General features: G+C 65.2%; 18 protein-coding genes. 15 read left to right on the forward strand and 3 right to left on the reverse strand.

Going from position 1 to position 18,028, the window contains the following annotated elements; genetic code table 11:
- Positions 1-111: 111 nt before the first annotated feature.
- The gene (locus ACVMDN_RS36280) at positions 112-975 is read left to right on the forward strand and encodes an alpha/beta fold hydrolase (protein WP_076834602.1); all 864 of its coding nucleotides are present in this window, start codon (positions 112-114) and stop codon (positions 973-975) included.
- A gap of 468 nt (positions 976-1,443) precedes the next feature.
- Here ACVMDN_RS36280 and ACVMDN_RS36285 read toward each other — a convergent pair whose 3' ends face one another.
- Together ACVMDN_RS36285 and ACVMDN_RS36290 are read right to left on the reverse strand one after the other, a co-directional pair.
- Positions 1,444-2,601, reverse strand: a complete 1,158-nt coding sequence (locus ACVMDN_RS36285; RefSeq protein WP_076834604.1) for an ROK family protein — start codon at positions 2,599-2,601, stop codon at positions 1,444-1,446.
- A 169-nt stretch (positions 2,602-2,770) separates the two neighbouring features.
- Positions 2,771-3,571 (reverse strand): SDR family NAD(P)-dependent oxidoreductase, encoded by an 801-nt coding sequence (locus tag ACVMDN_RS36290; RefSeq protein ID WP_456835848.1) that lies wholly within the window; start codon positions 3,569-3,571, stop codon positions 2,771-2,773.
- 124 nt (positions 3,572-3,695) lie between these two features.
- On the opposite strand from ACVMDN_RS36290, the gene ACVMDN_RS36295 reads away from it, so the two are divergent.
- The 4 genes from ACVMDN_RS36295 (at position 3,696) to ACVMDN_RS36310 (ending at position 6,508) form a co-directional block, all read left to right on the forward strand.
- On the forward strand, positions 3,696-4,646 hold the full coding sequence (locus tag ACVMDN_RS36295) for a GlxA family transcriptional regulator (protein ID WP_057020904.1): 951 nt from the start codon (positions 3,696-3,698) through the stop codon (positions 4,644-4,646).
- A 255-nt stretch (positions 4,647-4,901) separates the two neighbouring features.
- Complete coding sequence (gene rplU, locus ACVMDN_RS36300; RefSeq protein WP_016847849.1) at positions 4,902-5,369, forward strand: 50S ribosomal protein L21; 468 nt, start codon at positions 4,902-4,904, stop codon at positions 5,367-5,369.
- A gap of 102 nt (positions 5,370-5,471) precedes the next feature.
- The gene (rpmA, locus tag ACVMDN_RS36305) at positions 5,472-5,741 is read left to right on the forward strand and encodes a 50S ribosomal protein L27 (RefSeq protein WP_016847848.1); all 270 of its coding nucleotides are present in this window, start codon (positions 5,472-5,474) and stop codon (positions 5,739-5,741) included.
- A gap of 170 nt (positions 5,742-5,911) precedes the next feature.
- Positions 5,912-6,508, forward strand: a complete 597-nt coding sequence (locus ACVMDN_RS36310; protein ID WP_028336336.1) for a GNAT family N-acetyltransferase — start codon at positions 5,912-5,914, stop codon at positions 6,506-6,508.
- 176 nt (positions 6,509-6,684) lie between these two features.
- Here ACVMDN_RS36310 and ACVMDN_RS36315 read toward each other — a convergent pair whose 3' ends face one another.
- The gene (locus ACVMDN_RS36315) at positions 6,685-7,599 is read right to left on the reverse strand and encodes a DMT family transporter (RefSeq protein WP_016847846.1); all 915 of its coding nucleotides are present in this window, start codon (positions 7,597-7,599) and stop codon (positions 6,685-6,687) included.
- Positions 7,600-7,753: 154 nt separating this feature from the next.
- On the opposite strand from ACVMDN_RS36315, the gene ACVMDN_RS36320 reads away from it, so the two are divergent.
- From ACVMDN_RS36320 to ACVMDN_RS36365, 10 genes are all read left to right on the forward strand, one after another.
- Positions 7,754-8,233 carry a MaoC family dehydratase gene (locus tag ACVMDN_RS36320; RefSeq protein WP_076834607.1) on the forward strand — a complete coding sequence of 160 codons (480 nt, stop codon included), beginning with the start codon at positions 7,754-7,756 and terminating at the stop codon, positions 8,231-8,233.
- A gap of 101 nt (positions 8,234-8,334) precedes the next feature.
- Positions 8,335-9,387 carry a GTPase ObgE gene (gene obgE, locus ACVMDN_RS36325; RefSeq protein WP_016847844.1) on the forward strand — a complete coding sequence of 351 codons (1,053 nt, stop codon included), beginning with the start codon at positions 8,335-8,337 and terminating at the stop codon, positions 9,385-9,387.
- 82 nt (positions 9,388-9,469) lie between these two features.
- Positions 9,470-10,612, forward strand: a complete 1,143-nt coding sequence (proB, locus tag ACVMDN_RS36330) for a glutamate 5-kinase (RefSeq protein ID WP_076834609.1) — start codon at positions 9,470-9,472, stop codon at positions 10,610-10,612.
- A 123-nt stretch (positions 10,613-10,735) separates the two neighbouring features.
- Entirely contained in the window at positions 10,736-12,028 is a 1,293-nt protein-coding gene (locus ACVMDN_RS36335; protein ID WP_076834611.1) for a glutamate-5-semialdehyde dehydrogenase, read from the forward strand.
- 45 nt (positions 12,029-12,073) lie between these two features.
- Complete coding sequence (locus ACVMDN_RS36340; RefSeq protein ID WP_080583350.1) at positions 12,074-12,697, forward strand: nicotinate-nucleotide adenylyltransferase; 624 nt, start codon at positions 12,074-12,076, stop codon at positions 12,695-12,697.
- 186 nt (positions 12,698-12,883) lie between these two features.
- Positions 12,884-13,252: a ribosome silencing factor gene (rsfS, locus tag ACVMDN_RS36345; RefSeq protein WP_016847840.1), complete on the forward strand. Its 369-nt coding sequence runs from the start codon at positions 12,884-12,886 to the stop codon at positions 13,250-13,252.
- Positions 13,253-13,302: 50 nt separating this feature from the next.
- Positions 13,303-13,785, forward strand: a complete 483-nt coding sequence (gene rlmH, locus ACVMDN_RS36350; protein WP_076834612.1) for a 23S rRNA (pseudouridine(1915)-N(3))-methyltransferase RlmH — start codon at positions 13,303-13,305, stop codon at positions 13,783-13,785.
- Positions 13,786-13,825: 40 nt separating this feature from the next.
- The gene (locus ACVMDN_RS36355; RefSeq protein ID WP_083715231.1) at positions 13,826-15,232 is read left to right on the forward strand and encodes a murein hydrolase activator EnvC family protein; all 1,407 of its coding nucleotides are present in this window, start codon (positions 13,826-13,828) and stop codon (positions 15,230-15,232) included.
- A complete protein-coding gene (locus ACVMDN_RS36360) occupies positions 15,229-16,596 on the forward strand; it encodes a S41 family peptidase (RefSeq protein ID WP_057020912.1) in 1,368 nt (455 codons plus the stop codon). The genes ACVMDN_RS36355 and ACVMDN_RS36360 overlap by 4 nt, the downstream gene beginning before the upstream one ends.
- Before the next feature lie 150 nt (positions 16,597-16,746).
- Positions 16,747-17,961 (forward strand): divergent polysaccharide deacetylase family protein, encoded by a 1,215-nt coding sequence (locus ACVMDN_RS36365; protein ID WP_057020913.1) that lies wholly within the window; start codon positions 16,747-16,749, stop codon positions 17,959-17,961.
- Positions 17,962-18,028 lie beyond the last annotated feature (67 nt).

An 18,028-nucleotide genomic window follows, 5' to 3' on the forward strand; every position in this document is an offset into this window, starting at 1 on the left:
GCGCCACCAAAGCACCAGGACGGCCGGAGAAAGCGCGCGGAAACAAAGCGCTAGCAGAACGGTTCTGGCTCGATCGGCGCGCGAGCGAACCAGCCGGAGCAGGAGCGGGCCATGGAGCATGTGACGATTCGAGCCAATGGCGCGGCGTTCCACGTCGCGCGGACCGGGACGGGCAAGCCGCTGCTGCTGTTGCACGGCTGGCCGGAGTTCTGGCTGACCTGGAAGCCTGTCATGGCGCGCCTCGCCGGCCGCTACACCCTGATCGCCCCCGACCTGCGCGGCTTCGGCGACAGCGACAAGCCCGAAGGCCCCTATGGCCCCGATCAGCATACCGACGACATGCTGGCGCTGCTGGACGCGCTCGGGATCGACAAGGCCGGCGTGGTTGGCCACGACGTCGGTGGCGCCGTGATGCAGCCCCTCGCCCGCAAGGCGCCCGAGCGCATCGCCGGATTGTTTTTCTTCGATTTCGTCTATCCCGGCATCGGGCCGCGGATGGCCGCGCCCGACCGGCTGAACCACATCTGGTACCAGTCGTTCCACCAGATGGAGATGGCGCCGGCGCTGGTCGGCGCCAACAGAGACAGCTGCCGCACCTATATCGGCCATTTCCTGCACAACTGGTCGCACCGCAAGGCTGCGTTCGACGACGTGATCGAGGACTTCGCCGACAACTTCTTCAAGCCCGGCAATCTCGCCGGCGGCTTTGCGCATTATCGCGCGTCGCATGCGGCGCGCGTGAAGATGATGCAGGGCGAAGCCCCGGCGCTGCCGCCGATCACTGTTCCGACCTGCATTCGCTGGGCCGAGCACGATCCGCTGTTTCCCTATGCCTGGACCGACCGATTAGGCGAGACCTTCTCCAATCTGGACCTTGGGATGTTTCCCGATGTCGGGCATTTCCCGCATCGCGAGGACCCCGACCGCGCGGCCGCCGAGATCGCCGGCTTCTTCGGGCGGATCAATTGGAAGTAGAAGTGGTGGGACCGCCAGGACGCGACAAAAACTGGCGGTCCCGTGCCGCTTCTTAATATTGCTGGCCGGGAAGTGCGGCTTCGCCGGTCGGCGGGAGCGACACGGTCCACGGTAGCGACCGACGTCGAAACGGCAACGCGAACCCGATCTTAACCTAACCGATCAACCTTACCGTGCGTAATCCGCGGCCGCTGGATCTGCGGATGGAGGTGCCCCGGATTTCGCGGAGCCTGTCATCGGGCGCGCATTCGCGCGACCCGTTGGCTGCATCCGGGCTACGCATGCTTACCTCCCCTTGAAAAGGGGAGGTCGCTTTGCTCGCCAGAGCAAAGCGGGTGGAGATCTGCTCTCTCCGCAAACAGCATCGCCTGCGGCCGACCCCCATCCCGACCTTCCCCCTTTCAGGGGGAAGGAGAAGGCAGACCGTAGCCCGGATGGAGCGCGCACGATCGCTGCAGCCCGCACGGCTCAGGCGTCGGCTTTCCTGGCTTTTTTGGCCTTTTTCTCGCTCTTTTCGCTCTCGTCATCCTTGTCTTTCTTCTCGGCCTTCTTGTCGTCCTTGCCGTTCTCCCGCTTGCGATTGGTGTAGCGGGCATTGCCAAGCCCGGTTCCGATCGTCAGCACGCCCCAGCGCGCGACATCCTGCATGAACGGGACCTCGGCCAGCCCCTGCACCACGCCGTCATTGTGCATCACGACCGCGGTGTCATGATCGCCGATCTGCGGGATCGCCTCGACCAGGCTCGCCGGCAAGTTGAATTTGCTGCTCTCCCAATTGCCGGGCAGGTTCTGCGCGCCCTTTTCGATCGATCCGTCCTCATTGATGACGCCGGGACAGGCGATGCCGATGAACGGCGCGAGCTTGAGATTCTCCTTCTCGGCGGCGGCAATCAACTCCTTCAGCATCTTCACCAGCCGCTTCACCGCGCCCTCGCGCGTCGGCTCGTCATCGGCGTGGCGCCACAGCTCCGATTTCCAGACCGCCGCCTTGGAGAGATCGGGCGCCTTCTTCCAGCGCGACTCGACCACGCCGCAGCGGATATTGGTGCCGCCGATGTCAACGGCGAGGACGCCGTCATGGGCCTCGAAAATCCACGATGGCGCCAGATGCAGCGTGCCGATCAGGCCGGCATCGTCGGGGTGAAAGCGGATCGGCAGCAAATCGACCTTGAAATCCTCCGACTTCAGGATGATCTCGGTGCGTGCGATGGCGAGTTCGCCGAGCCTGGAGTCGCGGAAGCCGCCGCCGACCACGATGCGCTCGGTCTTGGCCCAGGCCTTGGTGTTGAGGAAGCGCCGCGTCACATGGGCGAGCTCCTGCGCAAACTCCTCGATGGCGCTGTGCACGACCGCCGAGGCCTCGGTGTCGTCGCCGACCAACAGCTCATCGAGCTTCTTCTTGCTGATCTTGTCCGACGGCTCGTCGCCGAACGGATCCTCGTCCGATTTGCGCAGCGGCTTGCGCCAGCGGTCGAGGATCTTGCGGAACGCGCCCTTCGAGGCGCGATCGCCGAGAAAGCCCTCGTCGTCCTTCAGCTCGATGTTGAAGCTGTCGATGTCGACAGACGGCAACCGCGCGGCACCGTGGTGCGCGATGCCCGTGGTCAATCCAGCGTCTTCGGCCATTTGCCCGTGCCTGCCCGCTTGAGGGTCCCAGAACTATTTCTTGAGCATGATCTTTTCGGAAAACCGCTTCACACTTTTCCGGATCATGCTGTAACGGCCGGGAACTCAAATGGTTGCGTCCCGCGCTGCGCCGTCTGGCCAGGCGCGGGACGCAATTTTCGCAGGGGCGTCAGGCGGCCTTCAGCCCGTAGCGCGCCGCAGGCGTGCTGCGCGACAGGTTCGGCATCAGCTTCTGGCGGGCCGCCTCATAGGCCTGCCAATCGGCAGCCTCCGGCAGCGACGGCACGGTGATGACTTCGCCCTGGTCGAGACCGGCGAGCGCGGCGTCGACCATGTCCTCGGCCTTCATCACGATCTCGCCGGGCAGATGCTCGACCGGCGTACCGGCCACGCCCCAGAATTCGGTCGCGGTGGCGCCCGGCAACACCGCCTGGACCCGGATGTTCTTGTCCTTGAGCTCGTGCTGCAACGATTGCGTCAAGGCGAGGACGAAAGCCTTGCTGCCGCCGTAGACGCCGTTGAGCATCTCCGGCGCGACGCCGACCACCGAGGCGATGTTGACGATGGTGCCGCCGCGCGCGACGAATCCCGGCACCGCCGCATAGGTCAGGCGCATCAGCGCGTCGACATTGAGCGCGATCAAGTCGCTCATCTTGTCGACATCGGACGCGAGCAGCGGCGCGGTCGCACCGACGCCCGCATTGTTCACCAGCACGCTGATGCCGGTATTGCTGCGCAGAATGGATTCGATCCGTGACACGTCGCCGCGCTTGCCGAGGTCGGCGGCAACGATCTCGATCGATCGGCCCGTCTCCGCCAACAGACGCCTGGCAAGCCCATCGAGGCGCTCGCGGTTGCGTGCGACGAGGATCAGATCGTAGCCACGCCGTGCGAGCCGGTCCGCGTAGATGGCACCGATTCCGGACGACGCACCGGTAACGAGCGCCGTTCCTTTGGCTGACTTGGTCATGTTGGTCTCCTGTTTGACCCGAACGGCCGGTTTTGGCCGCTGTTCAGGTTCTACAGGCCCCCTTGCATGTCTCAAATGTCATATATACACCTTTTTAGGACACGTATCGTGGCTGGAGGGTTCCATGCAGGAGATCGGCTTCGTCGTCTTCCCGGGATTCCAGGTGATGGGCTTCACCGCCATCACCGCCTTCGAGATCGCCAATCTGGTGGCGGGTGAAAATTTCTACCGGGTCACACTGCTGTCCGAGAATGGCGGCCCGGTGCGGTCATCCGCGGGCTTCAATGTCGAGACCGAAGCGTTCAGCGCGCGCAGCTTCGACACGCTGTTCGTCGGCGCGGGCACCGAGCTGCATCCAGCGTCACCGAAGCTGACCGACTATGTTCGCCGCGCCCTGACGGCGTCACAGCGCATCGCCGCGCCCTGCGTCGGCGCCTTCTCGCTCGCCGAAGCCGGCCTGCTCGACGGCCGGCGCGTCTCCACGCATTGGCAATACGCCGCCGAGCTGCAGGCGCGCTTTCCCAAGCTGAAAGTCGAGCAGGACCGCATCTACATCGTCGACGGGCCGATCTGGACCTCGGCCGGCATGACCGCGACGATCGATCTGGCGCTGGCGATGGTCGAGCATGACCTCGGCGTCGAGGTCGCCCGTTCGGTGGCGCGCAAGCTCGTCGTCTATCACCGCCGCACCGGCGGACAGTCGCAGTTTTCGGCGCTGCTCGAGCTCGACCCGAAATCCGATCGTATCCAGAACGCGCTCAATTACGCCAAGGCGCATCTGCGCAACGAGCTCTCGGTCGAGGAGTTGGCCGCCGTCGCACGGCTCAGCCCGCGCCAGTTCAGCCGCGCCTTCCGTTCAGAGACCGGCCAGTCACCGGCCAAGGCGATCGAGCATCTTAGGGTCGAGGCGGCGCGCGAATTGATCGGTGACGGCCGCCATTCGATGGACGAAATTGCCGTAGAGACCGGCTTTGCCGACCGCGAACGGATGCGGCGGGCGTTCTTGCGGGTGCTGGGCCAGCCGCCCCAGACCATCCGACGCCACGCGAGGATCGCGGCCCAGGCGCAGGCTTGAGCCGCCAATCTCGGCCAAAACCATGCCAAACCCTTCATTTTTGGCCGGTTTTTGCCCTGCTTTACCTTGACTCTCGGTCGTTTGCGGCTATAAGTCCCCCCGTCCGGCGCGGGGATTTCTCGCGCCGATCGTTTTTGTGCGGACCATTTGGGAATTCATTCCCTTCGCACGAGACACGCAACCCATAGCGACTGAACAAAAAGCCGACCCGGGCGAATCGTCCGAGGCCGGGATCGAACACGAAGGAATCAAACGATGTTCGCAGTCATCAAAACCGGCGGCCGGCAATACCGTGTCGTTCCGAATGATGTACTCGAGATAGGCAAGATCGCCGGCGATGTCGGCACGATCGTGCAGCTTGGCGAAGTTCTGGTGCTCGGCGGTGACACGCCGGTGCTGGGAACGCCCACCGTCGCAGGCGCGTCCGTTGCAGCCGAAGTGCTGCAGCACAAGCGCGGCGCCAAGGTGATCGCGTTCAAGAAGCGTCGCCGCAAGAATTCACGCCGCAAGCGCGGCTATCGCGACGAGCTCACGGTGCTTCGCATCACCGAGATCCTCGCCGATAACGCCAAGCCGACCGTCGGCCCGCGGCCGAAGAAGGAAAAGGTCGCAGCGCCCGCCGATGGCGAGGATGCAGCGCCAAAGGCGGCCAAGAAGAAGGCGCCCGCAAAGGCGCCGGCCGCCAAGAAGGCTCCGGCCAAGAAGGCCGCGGCCAAGGCTTAAGAAGAAGTGATCGTCGCGCTTTCAGATGTGAAGCGTGACAAAACGTGAAATGATTCCGTCAAGGAATTGATCTAGAGATCAAAGCGAAGTCGGAGACGAGCCATGGCTCACAAAAAAGCAGGCGGTTCATCGCGCAACGGGCGTGATTCCAAGGGCAAGCGCCTTGGCATCAAGGCGTTCGGTGGCGAGCGCGTGATCCCCGGAAACATCATCGCGCGTCAGCGCGGCACCACCTGGCATCCTGGCCTTAATGTCGGCATGGGCACCGATCATACTCTCTTCGCCAAGGTCGAGGGTCATGTCGAGTTCCGTGCCAAAGCCAACGGCCGCACATTCGTATCGGTTATTCCGATGGCAGAGGCGGCCGAGTAGACGGTGGACACACATGAGTCCGCCGGGTCCTGTTGAACCGGCGGAGTCGCAAAGGGCTCCAAGGGGAGGCGGGATGACCGGCCTCCCCTTTTTGTTGCGCGCGTTCCACTTCGACCGCGCGTGACGTTCCAAGCGTTGCGTACCGATTTTTCGCATCACAGGAGCTCGACATGTTGCAGGACATCCCGACGCCGACCTTGCGCGAGGCAAGAGCTTGCGTCCTCGAGACAGAACGGCTGACATTGCGCAAGCCGACGCTCGCGGACGTAAAAGCAATCGCACGCCTCGCCAATGACCGCCGCATCGCGGAGAACACCCGCCGCCTGCCGCATCCCTATACCCAGGACGACGCCATCGACTTCGTGCGCGCGCTCGGCGCCGGCGGGCGCGAAACCGTTTTCCTGATCGAGAACAATCACACGCCGATCGGCATGGTCGGCATCGACTGGCGCGAGGAGACATCGGCCGAACTCGGCTACTGGCTCGGCGTCGACTATTGGGGCCAGGGCTTCGGCACCGAGGCTGCGCGCGCGGTGATCGATTACTTCTTCGAGGAGTTCGATCTCGACCAGCTGATCTCGGGCGCCCGCGTCGTCAATCCGTCGTCGCGCAATATCCTCGAGAAGTGCGGCTTCCAGTGGGGCGGCGTCGAGCTGCACCGCTTCGAGGCGCTGGGCTCCTCGAGCCCGGTCGACTGCTTCCGCCTGTCACGCGGTGTCTGGACGTCGCTGAAGCGCTGGAACAACTCGACCCGGCGGGAGAGCTGAGACTTTTGGCTTCACCCTCCCCTGGAGGGGGAGGGTCGTTGCTGAAGCGCAGCGGAAGGCGCAACGGGGTGGGGTGATCTCTCCACTCGGGCACCGTTGGATGAGGAGAGACCTTCACCCCACCCCGCCGCTCATTGCATTCGCGTCGACCCTCCCCCTCCAGGGGAGGGTAAACATCACGCCGGCGGATTCACCGCGGAGTCCGGGCGTCCAAGCTGTTGCTCGCGCACGAAGATGTAGAGGCCGGCCGCGATGATAATAGCGGCGCCGATGATCGTGGCCCAGGACGGCACGTCGCCGAACACCACGAAGCCGAAGATCACCGCCCAGACGATCATCGAATACTGGTACGGCACCACCACGCTCGCCGGCGCGAGCTTCAGCGAACGATTGACGCAAAGCAGCGCCGCGACCGAGATGATGCCGGCGGTGAAGAACAGCACGAGGCTGCCGGCTGACGGCGTCACCCAGCCGAACGGCGAGAGCACGAGGCCCAGGATGAAGGTGCCGCCGAATTGCGACGTCGCCAGCACGATATCGGGGGTCGCGCGCAGCGAGCGCGTGATCAGCATCAGCACTGCAAACGACAGGCTGCCGCCAAGCGCGATCATCGCCGGCCAGCTGATGGTCTGCGCCGACGGCCGAAGCGCGATCAACACCCCGCAGAAGCCGACCAGGATCGCGGTCCAGCGCCGCCAGCCGATATGCTCGCCGAGCACGAGGCCCGACATCGCGGTGACGAAGATCGGTCCGGCCAGATAGTAGGTGATGACGTCGGCGAGCGGCAGATAGACGGTCGCCAGGAAGAACGCCGCAACCTCCACCGTCGACAGCGTGACGCGCAGCAATTGCAGCCACGGGCGTTCCAGATGCAGAAAATCCGCGCGCCGCTGCCACACGATCGGCAGCAGCACGAGCAGCGCCGCACAGGCGCGCAGCCACAGCAATTGCCCGACCGAATAGGTGGCGACGATGAATTTGCCCATCGCATCGCCGAACGAGAACATGAAGATCGACAGCAGCATCAACCCGATGCCGGCGAGCCGCGCCGATCGGTCGTCGTAGGAGGACAGCTTTGCGAACAGGCTCATGAGCAGACTTGCGCTTTTGTTCCCGAGTCGTCCGGTTTTAAAGACGTGGATGCCCGGGACAAGCCCGGGCATGACGAATTGAACGGATTGCCGCACCTGCGCCGCTGCGATACCGGTAGCTGATCCCGGCAACAAAATGAGCAGGAAACGCCGCATGAGCGACTTCGACCCCACCCAGCATCGCATGGTCCCCGCGCAGCGCTGGTTCGAGGATTTCGTGCTCGGCGAGCGCTTCGTGATTCCGAGCCGGACCCAGACCTCGGCGGTGTTCGCGGCGTTCCAGACCGCCAGCGGCGACACCCATCCGATCCATTACGACGTCGAATATTGCCGCGCGCGCGGCATGCCTGATTTGCTCGCGCACGGCTTCCAGACCCTGGTGCACACCGCGCCCGGCGCGGGATTGTTCCCCTATGTCGTGGAGGAGTCGCTGATCGGCTTCCTCGAGCAATCGAGCAAGTTCCTGAAACCGGTCTATGCCGGCGATACCATCTACCCCGCGCTGGAGGTGATCGAGCTGTCGCCGGGCAAGACCACCGGCGTCGTGACGCTGCGCTCGACCGTGCACAACCAGCGCCGCGAGCTGGTGCTGGAGGGGATGCAGAAATTCCTGGTCCGGCGGCGGCCGAGTTAGCCGCAAGGGCCGTAAAAAGGCCCGAAAATTAAGGCTTTTCGCTGAAGTCAGGGCCTTTCCGGGTTGCCGCCGCGGCCACCCTGCCCTAACTAGTGAAAATCATGAAATTCCTCGATGAAGCCAAGGTCTATATTCGCTCGGGCGACGGCGGCAACGGCTGCGTCGCGTTCCGGCGCGAGAAGTTCATCGAGTTCGGCGGTCCCTCCGGCGGCAATGGCGGTCGCGGCGGTGACGTCATCATCGAGTCCGTCGACGGACTGAACACGCTGATCGATTACCGCTACCAGCAGCACTTCAAGGCACAGAAGGGCACCAATGGCATGGGCAAGGACCGCCATGGCGCCAACGGCAAGCCGATCGTGCTGAAAGTGCCGGTCGGCACCCAGGTGTTCGACGAGGACCGCGAGACCCTGCTGCACGACTTCACCGAACTCGGCGAGAAATTCGTGCTGGCTGAAGGCGGCAATGGCGGCTTCGGCAACGCGCATTTCAAATCCTCCACCAACCGCGCGCCGCGCAACGCCAATCCCGGCGCGCCCGGCGAAGAGCGCTGGATCTGGCTGCGGCTGAAGCTGATCGCCGATGCCGGGCTGGTCGGCCTGCCCAACGCCGGCAAATCGACCTTCTTGTCGGTGGTCAGCGCGGCACGGCCGAAGATCGCCGACTATCCCTTCACCACGCTGCATCCGCAGCTTGGCGTGGTGAATTTCGGCGGCCGCGAATTCGTGCTCGCCGACATCCCCGGCCTGATCGAGGGCGCGCATGAAGGCGCCGGGCTCGGCGACCGCTTCCTCGGTCACGTCGAGCGCTGCCGCGTGCTGCTGCATCTGGTCGACGCGACCTGCGAGCATGCCGGCAAGGCCTACAAGACGGTGCGCACCGAGCTCGAAGCCTATGAGGGCCATCTCGCCGACAAGATCGAGATCGTCGCGCTCAACAAGATCGACGCCGTCGCGCCCGACGAACTGAAGAAGCAGAAGGACCGCCTCAAGCGGGCGGCGAAGAAGACGCCGCTGTTGCTGTCAGGCGCGACCGGCGAAGGCGTGCAGGATGCGCTGCGCGCGCTGGTCGAGGTGATCGGCGAGGCGCCGGTGTCCAACAAGGCCAAGGGTGGCCAGGCGGAGCCGTGGGCGACGCCGGTGCCGCAGGGTTGAACGGCACAAGCCGCGCAACGCCTGGACTTCCCAAGCCACATTGTGGCGTCTATTGCTTCCACCTTCCTGCCAGACCGAATCCATGAAACGCCCCGCGCTCAAGAACTTTCGCCGCATCGTCGTCAAGGTCGGCTCATCGCTGCTGGTCGACTCGCAGGCCGGCGAAGTGCGCGCGTCCTGGCTCGCCGCGCTGGTCGAGGACATCGCAAAGCTGCACAAACGAGGCTGCGAGGTCATGGTGGTGTCGTCGGGCTCGATCGCGCTCGGCCGCAGCCGCCTGAAGCTGCCGCGCGGCCCGCTGAAGCTCGAAGAGAGCCAGGCTGCCGCAGCGGTCGGCCAGATCGCGCTGGCGCGAATCTGGTCGGAGGTGCTCGGCCATCACGGCATCGGCGCCGGGCAGATTCTGGTGACGCTGCAGGACACCGAAGAGCGCCGCCGCTATCTCAACGCGCGCTCGACGATCGCAAAGCTGCTGGAATGGGGCGCGGTGCCCGTGATCAACGAGAATGACACGGTCGCGACCACCGAGATCCGCTATGGCGACAATGATCGCCTCGCCGCCCGCGTCGCCACCATGGCGAGCGCGGATCTTCTGATCCTGCTGTCCGATATCGACGGCCTCTACACCGCGCCGCCCGCGCTCGATCCCGACGCCAAGCTGATCCCGGTGGTCGAAAGCATCACCTCGGAGATCGAGGGGATGGCCGGCTCGGCCGGGTCCGAATTGTCGCGCGGCGGCATGACCACCAAGATCGAGGCCGCGAAGATCGCGACCACGGCCGGCACCCACATGCTGATCGCCTCCGGCAAGATCGAGCATCCGCTCGCTGCGATCGCCGACGGCGGCCGCTGCACCTGGTTCCTGACCCCCGCCAATCCCGTCACCGCGCGCAAACGCTGGATCGCGGGCTCACTCGAGCCAAAGGGCACCTTGACCATCGATGCCGGCGCGGTCGCGGCGCTGCGCGCCGGCAAGAGCCTGTTGCCGGCTGGCGTGATCCGGGTCGACGGCCAGTTCGCCCGCGGCGATGCCGTGGTGGTGCGCGGCCCCGACACCCACGAGATCGGCCGCGGCCTGGTCGCATACGACGCCGAGAACGCCGAGAAGATCATGGGCCGCTCCTCGCCCGACGTGATGACCATTCTGGGCATCAGCGGCCGGTCCGAGATGATCCATCGCGACGACCTCGTGATCGGCCCGGCCGGGGCGATCCCGCCCAAATAAGCCACTGGATAGGCCATTGGCCGAGCGGGGCGGCCTGCCGCCCACCTGCCATGCCGGTTCCGCGCCTCGCCACCCTTCAATTGCCATGCTAGAACATGGCCTTAGTCCAAAGCTGGTAGTTTCATGAGCGCCCCCCTGAAGGCGATCGACGGCAACGCCGATCTTACTGCCCTGATGACCGACCTCGCCGCCAAGGCGCGCGCCGCGGCGCGCGTGCTGGCGCTGGCGCCGCCGGAGCAGAAGGACCGGGCGCTCGCCGCGATCGAGCGCGCGATCCGCGCCGACGCGCCGGCCATCCTCGCCGCCAATGCCGAGGATGTCGCCGAGGCGCGCGCGAGCGGCATGACCTCCGCCTTCGTCGACCGCCTGACGCTGACCCAGGCGCGCGTTGCCGGCATGGCCGATGGCGTTGCGACCGTGCGTGAGATCATCGATCCGGTCGGCGCCGTCACCGAAAGCTGGCAGCGGCCGAACGGCATGACCATCGAACGCGTCCGCGTGCCGCTCGGCGTCATCGGCGTGATCTTCGAGAGCCGGCCCAATGTCGCCGCCGACGCCGGTGTGCTGTGCCTGAAGTCCGGCAACGCCGTGATCCTGCGCGGCGGCTCGGACAGTTTCCGCTCCTGCCGCGCGATCCATGCCTGCCTGGTGCAGGGCCTGCGTGAGGCCGGCCTGCCCGAGGCCGCGATTACCCTGGTGCCGACCCGTGACCGCGCGGCAGTCGGCCTGATGCTGACGGGATTGAACGGCGGCATCGATGTGATCGTGCCGCGCGGCGGCAAGAGCCTGGTCGCACGTGTCGAGGCGGAGGCGCGCGTTCCGGTGTTCGCGCATCTCGAGGGCGTCAACCACATTTACGTCGACGCCAGCGCCAGGCTCGATATGGCCAAGGCGGTCGTGCTGAACGCCAAGATGCGCCGTCCCGGCGTCTGCGGCGCCGTCGAGACCCTGCTGGTCGATCGCACCGCTGCCGCGACGCAGCTGAAACCGCTGGTCGAGCTGTTGATCGATGCCGGTTGCGAGGTGCGCGGCGACGACGCCGTGCAGGGCGTCGATGCCAGGGTGAAGCCCGCATCCGACGAGGACTGGGACACCGAATACGAGGACGCGATCATCTCGGCGAGGATCGTCGACGGTCTCGATGAAGCGATTACGCATATTCAAAATCACGGCTCGCATCACACCGATGCGATCGTGACGGAGGATGCCGCTGCCGCGCAAAGGTTTCTCAACGAAGTCGATTCGGCGATCGTGCTGCACAACGCCTCGACCCAGTTCGCCGACGGCGGCGAGTTCGGCTTCGGCGCTGAGATCGGAATTGCTACCGGCAAATTCCACGCCCGCGGGCCTGTTGGCGCCGAGCAGCTGACGAGCTTCAAGTACCGCGTCCACGGCACCGGGCAGACGCGGCCGTGATCATTGTCGCACGCGCACGGTAAGCCATTGCAGCAAGCATCGAGCGTGTCGTTATCCGCAGCCCAGGCGCTTCCGTTCTATACCAACGGCATGCGCATCGGGCTGCTTGGCGGCTCGTTCAATCCGCCGCACGCCGCGCATCGCGCCATCAGCCTGTTTGCGCTCAAGCGCCTGCAGCTCGACCGCGTGTGGTGGCTGCTGACGCCGGGCAACCCGCTGAAGAACCATGACGGCCTGCATGCGCTTGCCGAGCGCGCCGAGGCCGCGCGCCGCGTTGCCGATGATCCGCGCATCGACATCAGCTGTCTCGAAGCTGTCATTGGCGTCAGCTACACTGTGGACACGATCATCCACTTGCGCCGCCGTGTCTCCGGCGTGCACTTCGTCTGGATCATGGGCGCTGACAATCTCGCGCAATTTCATCGCTGGAAAGATTGGCGGCGCATCGCGTCCGATGTGCCGATTGCCGTGATCGACCGTCCGCCCCAAAGCTTCCGCGCCCTTGCCGCACCGGCGGCGCAGGCGCTCGCGCGCTATCGCATGCCCGAAAATCAGGCGACACGGCTGGCCGACCAGCAGGCGCCGGCCTGGGTGTTCCTGACAGGAATGAAATCCAATTTGTCTTCGACCGGACTTCGGAACCCGGACGGGAGCTGGAGAACGGCATGAAGCGCAAAAGGGTTACTGGAATATTGAAACCATTAACCCCACATGCGTAGTATGGCGCGTGGGGCCGAGGATTCGGCACCCGCGATACAGTGAAAGGAATGGTCCCTGGCCACATCTGTATTGTCAAAGTCTGTTTTACCCAAGGTTCCAAAGACTGCGCGTAAAACATCGACGAAAACCGCGGCCTTGCAGGCGCAACCGGACGCCGACAAACCGGATGCCAACAAGACGCTGAGCCTGATCCTCTCCCGCCTCGAGGACATGAAGGCGGAAGAGACGGTCACCATCGACCTTCGGGGCAAATCCGCATATTCCGACTACATGATCGTCACCACCGGCCGGGTTAACCGGCACGTTGGCGCGATCGCGGAAAATGTGACGAAGAGCCTCAAGGAGAACGGGGTCAAGAACATCCATGTCGAGGGCTTGCCCAATTGCGACTGGGTGCTGATCGATTCCGGCGAGGTGATCGTGCACGTGTTCAGGCCTGAGGTGCGCGAGTTCTACAACCTCGAGCGGTTGTGGACTCAGAACCCGGCGGTCGCGGCGGTCTAAGGGGGTTCGAAGCCGATGCGAATCGGCTGCAGCGCAGCTAGTCTGCGTTGATGCGCCTTGTCGTGATCTGCATCGGCCGTCTGAAACAGGGCCCTGAACGGGAGCTCGCCGAGCGTTACCGCGAGCGCTTCGAGGATATCGGCCGCAAGCTCGGGTTTCGCGGCCTCGACATCCACGAGATCGCGGAAAGCCGCGCGCGCGACACCGCCGCGCGCATTGCCGAGGAGGCTGCGGCGATCTCCGCATTGCTGCCTGAGAAGCACGCGCTGGTCGCCCTCGACGAACGCGGCAAGAGCATCGACAGTGCGACCTTTGCCCGGCAGCTCGGCCGCTGGCGCGACGAGGGAACAGCACATACTGTCTTCGTGATCGGCGGCGCAGACGGACTTTCGCCTGAATTGCAGCGCAAGGCTTTGTTGCGAATTGCATTCGGCTCCGCGACCTGGCCGCATCAAATGGTCCGCGTCATGCTTCTGGAACAGATTTATCGCGCCGCAACCATTTTGGCCGGCCACCCCTATCATCGCGCGTAAGGCGTGGTGACGGACAGTCGAAACCACTGAACTCACGCGAATGCAGCACAAGCGGGACACAGCTTCGTATTCGGCTTCGCATGCCGGCACCGCGCGCCGCCGCCGGCTGCCGGCATCGCTGCCGCTGTCGATCGCGATGTTCGCCGCCTATCCGCTGGCCGCGGCGCACGCGCAAGCGACACCACCAGCGCAGCAATCTGCGCCGCCGGCGCAGCAGGCCGCAACCGCGGAGCCGTCGCCCGATGAGATCAAGCAGCGCGAACAGGAACTCGAGGCCGCGCGCGAGCAGCAGCGCAAGGCGACCGAGCTGCAGGAGAAGCTGAAGGCCGACATCGCCGCGATCGGCCAGGACCGCAGCAAGCTCAATCAGCAGCTGATCGATATTGCCGGCCAGGTCCGCGGCGTCGAGACGCGGATCGCTGACGCCGAGGCACGCCTGCAGCCGCTCGACGGCCGTGAGCGCGAAATCCGCGCCTCGCTCGATTCACGCCGCTCCGAGGTGATCGAGGTGCTGGCCGCGCTGCAGCGCGCCGGGCGACGCACGCCGCCGGCGCTGCTGGTGCGGCCCGAGGACGCGCTGCAATCGCTGCGCACCGCAATGCTGCTCGGCGCCGTGGTGCCGGAGTTGCGCGTCCGCGCCGAGAAGCTTGCGGCCGATCTCGGCGAGCTGGTGGCGCTGCGCAAGACCATCTCGACCGAGCGCGACGCGCTGGCGGCCGACCGCGACAAGCTGAAGGAAGACCAGACCCGGCTGGCGGCGCTGGTCGACGAACGGCAACGGCAGCAGAGCGCGGCCGAAAAGGACATGGAGGCCGAAGGCGCCCGTGCCATCGCGCTGTCGAAGCAGGCCGACAATCTGCAGACCCTGATCGCCAAGATGGAGCAGGATCTCAAGAGCGCGGCCAAGGCCGCCGCCACCGCCAGCCTCCAGGGAGCGCCGGCGACGGTTAACGGCAAGCCGAATCTGGGGGCGCTCAAGGACCCGGCCCGCATGAGCCCGGCGGTCGCTTTCGCCTCGGCCAAGGGCCTGTTCTCCTATCCCGTGAATGGCACCAAGATTCGCGAATTTGGCGGTTCCGACGGCGCGGGGGGCGTACAAAAAGGCATTTCTTTGGCAGCCAAGCCGGGCGCGCAGGTCACAACCCCGTGTGACGGCTGGGTTGTTTACGCTGGTCCTTTCCGTAGCTATGGACAACTCTTGATCCTCAATGCCGGGGGCGGGTATCATGTCCTGATCGCCGGGATGGAGCGTATTTCGGTAAACATCGGCCAGTTTGTACTTACGGGGGAGCCGGTTGCGACCATGGGGTCGACGTCCCAAGTTGCATCCATTCTCGCGACAAATGCGAGCCAGCCAGTGCTCTATGTTGAGTTCCGGAAAGACGGCACTCCAATCGATCCAGGTCCATGGTGGGCCGCAAATGAAGGCGAAAAGGTTCGCGGATGATGCGCAAGACTTCGGTAATTCTCCTTAGCGCCGCCACCGGCGCGGCCCTGACGCTTTTCGTTACGCAGCCCCGCGCTGTGCTGATGGGATCGAGCGCGCGCGCCGCGACGTCGGACACCTATCGCCAGCTCAATCTGTTCGGCGACGTGTTCGAGCGGGTGCGCAGCGACTATGTCGAGAAGCCCGATGACAGCAAGCTGGTCGAATCCGCGATCTCCGGCATGCTGACCGGCCTCGACCCGCACTCGAGCTACATGGACGCCAAGAGCTTCCGCGACATGCAGGTGCAGACCCGCGGCGAGTTCGGCGGCCTCGGCATCGAGGTCACGATGGAAGACGGCCTGATCAAGGTCGTCTCGCCGATCGACGACACCCCGGCCTCGAAGGCCGGCATCATGGCCAACGACATCATCACGACCCTCGACGACGAGGCGGTGCAGGGTCTGACGCTGAACCAGGCCGTCGAGAAGATGCGCGGTCCGGTCAACACCAAGATCAAGCTCAAGATCATCCGCAAGGGCCAGGACAATCCGATCGACGTCACGCTGGTGCGCGACAACATCCGCGTCCGCTCGGTGCGTGCGCGCGTCGAGGCCGATGACATCGCCTATATCCGCATCACCACCTTCAACGAGCAGACCACCGAAGGCCTGAAGAAGGAGATCACCAATCTGCAGGGCCAGATCGGCGACAAGCTGAAGGGCTACGTCATCGATCTCCGCAACAACCCCGGCGGCCTGCTCGAAGAAGCGGTCACGGTGTCCGACTCCTTCCTGGAGCGTGGCGAGATCGTCTCGACCCGCGGCCGCAACGCCGAGGAAACCCAGCGCCGCGCCGCCCATCCGGGCGACCTGACCAAGGGCAAGCCGGTGATCGTGCTGATCAACGGCGGCTCGGCATCGGCCTCCGAAATCGTCGCCGGCGCGCTGCAGGACCACAAGCGGGCGACGCTGGTCGGCACCCGTTCGTTCGGCAAGGGCTCGGTGCAGACCATCATCCCGCTCGGCTCGGGCAATGGCGCGCTGCGCCTGACCACCGCGCGCTACTACACGCCGTCGGGCAAGTCGATCCAGGCCAAGGGCATCGTGCCCGACATCGAGGTGCTGCAGGACGTGCCGGAAGAGCTGAAGGCGCGCACCGACACCAAGGGCGAAGCCTCGCTGCGCGGCCATCTCAAGAACGACGGCGACGAGAAGACCGGCTCGCAGTCCTACGTCCCGCCGGACGCCAAGGACGACAAGGCGCTGAAGATGGCCGACGACCTGCTGCACGGCATCAAGTCGACCTCGAGCGCGCCAGCGGCGCCGGAGGCCGCGCGCGACAAGGCCGCGGTCGACAAGCCGGGCAACAAGGCCGCGAACTGATTTAATCCGATCGATTCGGCGAACAGGGCGGCCCGCGGGCCGCCCTTTCTGCTTTCGGTGTCCGCCCGTAACCGTGCTTTGCCGGGCAGGCCGGCGCGCGGGATTGCACCGCATCGTGCTATCGTTCGCGCTGTTGATTCGGGGAGGGTCATGGCAGAAGCGGCCGACGAACTGAGCACGCCGCTTGGGCAGACGACCGTGGGCAGGACGCGCTGGTTTCGCCTGCCATTCACGGCGATGCAGGCGCTCGCCGTGCTGCTCGGGCTCGTGCTGGTCGGCTTTGTCGGCATCGCGCTGTTCAACGACAACCCGCTCGGGGGCGAGCCGATCGCCCGTGTCACGCTGCGCAATCCCCCGCCCGCCGCCGACGACGACAAGCACGCTCCAGCCGCCCAGGCGGCGGCCGAACCGGCGGCCAAATCCGCCGCCAAGGCCCCGGCCGCAGCCAGTGACGCGAGAACCGTCACCATCATCGACGGCTCCAACGGCAAGCGCCAGGACGTGGTGATCGGCGCCGGCGATCCGGCCGACAAGGCCGACGGCGATACGCCGCCACTTGCGATGACTGGCATCGATCCGCGCCTGCTGGAAAAGTCACGCTACGGCATGATCCCGGTGGTCACCGACGGCCTGAAGCCGTTCACGGTCTACGCGGCCGAGGCTGACCGCGCCAAGGCCGCCCGGATGCCCGTGGTCGCCATTGTGGTCGCCGGCCTCGGCGTCGGCGCCGCCAAGACCACCGACGCCATCATGAAGCTGCCGCCGGCGGTGACGCTGGCCTTCACGCCCTATGGCTCCGATCCGGGCAAGCTTGCGGAACGTGCCCGGACCCAGCGTCACGAGATCCTGCTGCAGATCCCGATGGAGCCGTTCGACTATCCCGACAACGATCCCGGGCCGCAAACCCTGCTGACCACGCTGAGCAGCGAGCAGAACCTCGACCGCTTCTATTGGCACCTCAGCCGCCTGCAAGGCTATGCCGGGATAGCCAATTTCATGGGAGGCCGGTTCGTTGCGGCCGATCCCGTGATGCACCCCATCGTCCGCGAAGCGGCCAAGCGCGGCCTGAGCTATTTCGACGACGGTTCCACCCCACGTAGCGTCGCGCAGACCCTCTCAGCGGGCCAGTCATTGCCGTTCGCCAAGGCCGATTTCGCCATCGACGCGGTGCCGACGTCGGCGGAAATCGACCGCGCGCTGGTCAAGCTGGAAACCATCGCCAAGGAACGCGGCACGGCGGTGGGCGTCGCCTCGGCGTTGCCGGTCTCGATCGAGCGGCTCGGCGCCTGGCTCAAGACACTGGACTCCAAGGGCATTATGCTTGTGCCATTGACAACGGCGATGCTGAAATCAAAATCGGGCTAAAGATTCAATCCGTTGGTGCAGCTCGATACCTTGCCGGGGGGCCGGGTCGGGCGGCTCCAGAAAATGT

The sequence above is a fragment of the Bradyrhizobium sp. USDA 4510 genome (genome assembly GCF_054059095.1).

Bases quoted from the DNA above. Each gene is read 5' to 3' on its own strand.
- ACVMDN_RS36290 (WP_456835848.1), bottom strand. From the start codon at position 3,571: ATGACCAAGTCAGCCAAAGGAACGGCGCTCGTTACCGGTGCGTCGTCC.
- ACVMDN_RS36315 (WP_016847846.1), bottom strand. From the start codon at position 7,599: ATGAGCCTGTTCGCAAAGCTGTCCTCCTACGACGACCGATCGGCGCGG.
- obgE (WP_016847844.1), top strand. From the start codon at position 8,335: ATGAAATTCCTCGATGAAGCCAAGGTCTATATTCGCTCGGGCGACGGC.
- rplU (WP_016847849.1), top strand. From the start codon at position 4,902: ATGTTCGCAGTCATCAAAACCGGCGGCCGGCAATACCGTGTCGTTCCG.
- rlmH (WP_076834612.1), top strand. From the start codon at position 13,303: ATGCGCCTTGTCGTGATCTGCATCGGCCGTCTGAAACAGGGCCCTGAA.
- ACVMDN_RS36360 (WP_057020912.1), top strand. From the start codon at position 15,229: ATGATGCGCAAGACTTCGGTAATTCTCCTTAGCGCCGCCACCGGCGCG.
- ACVMDN_RS36365 (WP_057020913.1), top strand. From the start codon at position 16,747: ATGGCAGAAGCGGCCGACGAACTGAGCACGCCGCTTGGGCAGACGACC.
- ACVMDN_RS36320 (WP_076834607.1), top strand. From the start codon at position 7,754: ATGAGCGACTTCGACCCCACCCAGCATCGCATGGTCCCCGCGCAGCGC.
- ACVMDN_RS36355 (WP_083715231.1), top strand. From the start codon at position 13,826: ATGCAGCACAAGCGGGACACAGCTTCGTATTCGGCTTCGCATGCCGGC.
- ACVMDN_RS36285 (WP_076834604.1), bottom strand. From the start codon at position 2,601: ATGGCCGAAGACGCTGGATTGACCACGGGCATCGCGCACCACGGTGCC.
- ACVMDN_RS36335 (WP_076834611.1), top strand. From the start codon at position 10,736: ATGAGCGCCCCCCTGAAGGCGATCGACGGCAACGCCGATCTTACTGCC.
- ACVMDN_RS36280 (WP_076834602.1), top strand. From the start codon at position 112: ATGGAGCATGTGACGATTCGAGCCAATGGCGCGGCGTTCCACGTCGCG.
- proB (WP_076834609.1), top strand. From the start codon at position 9,470: ATGAAACGCCCCGCGCTCAAGAACTTTCGCCGCATCGTCGTCAAGGTC.
- ACVMDN_RS36310 (WP_028336336.1), top strand. From the start codon at position 5,912: ATGTTGCAGGACATCCCGACGCCGACCTTGCGCGAGGCAAGAGCTTGC.
- rpmA (WP_016847848.1), top strand. From the start codon at position 5,472: ATGGCTCACAAAAAAGCAGGCGGTTCATCGCGCAACGGGCGTGATTCC.
- ACVMDN_RS36295 (WP_057020904.1), top strand. From the start codon at position 3,696: ATGCAGGAGATCGGCTTCGTCGTCTTCCCGGGATTCCAGGTGATGGGC.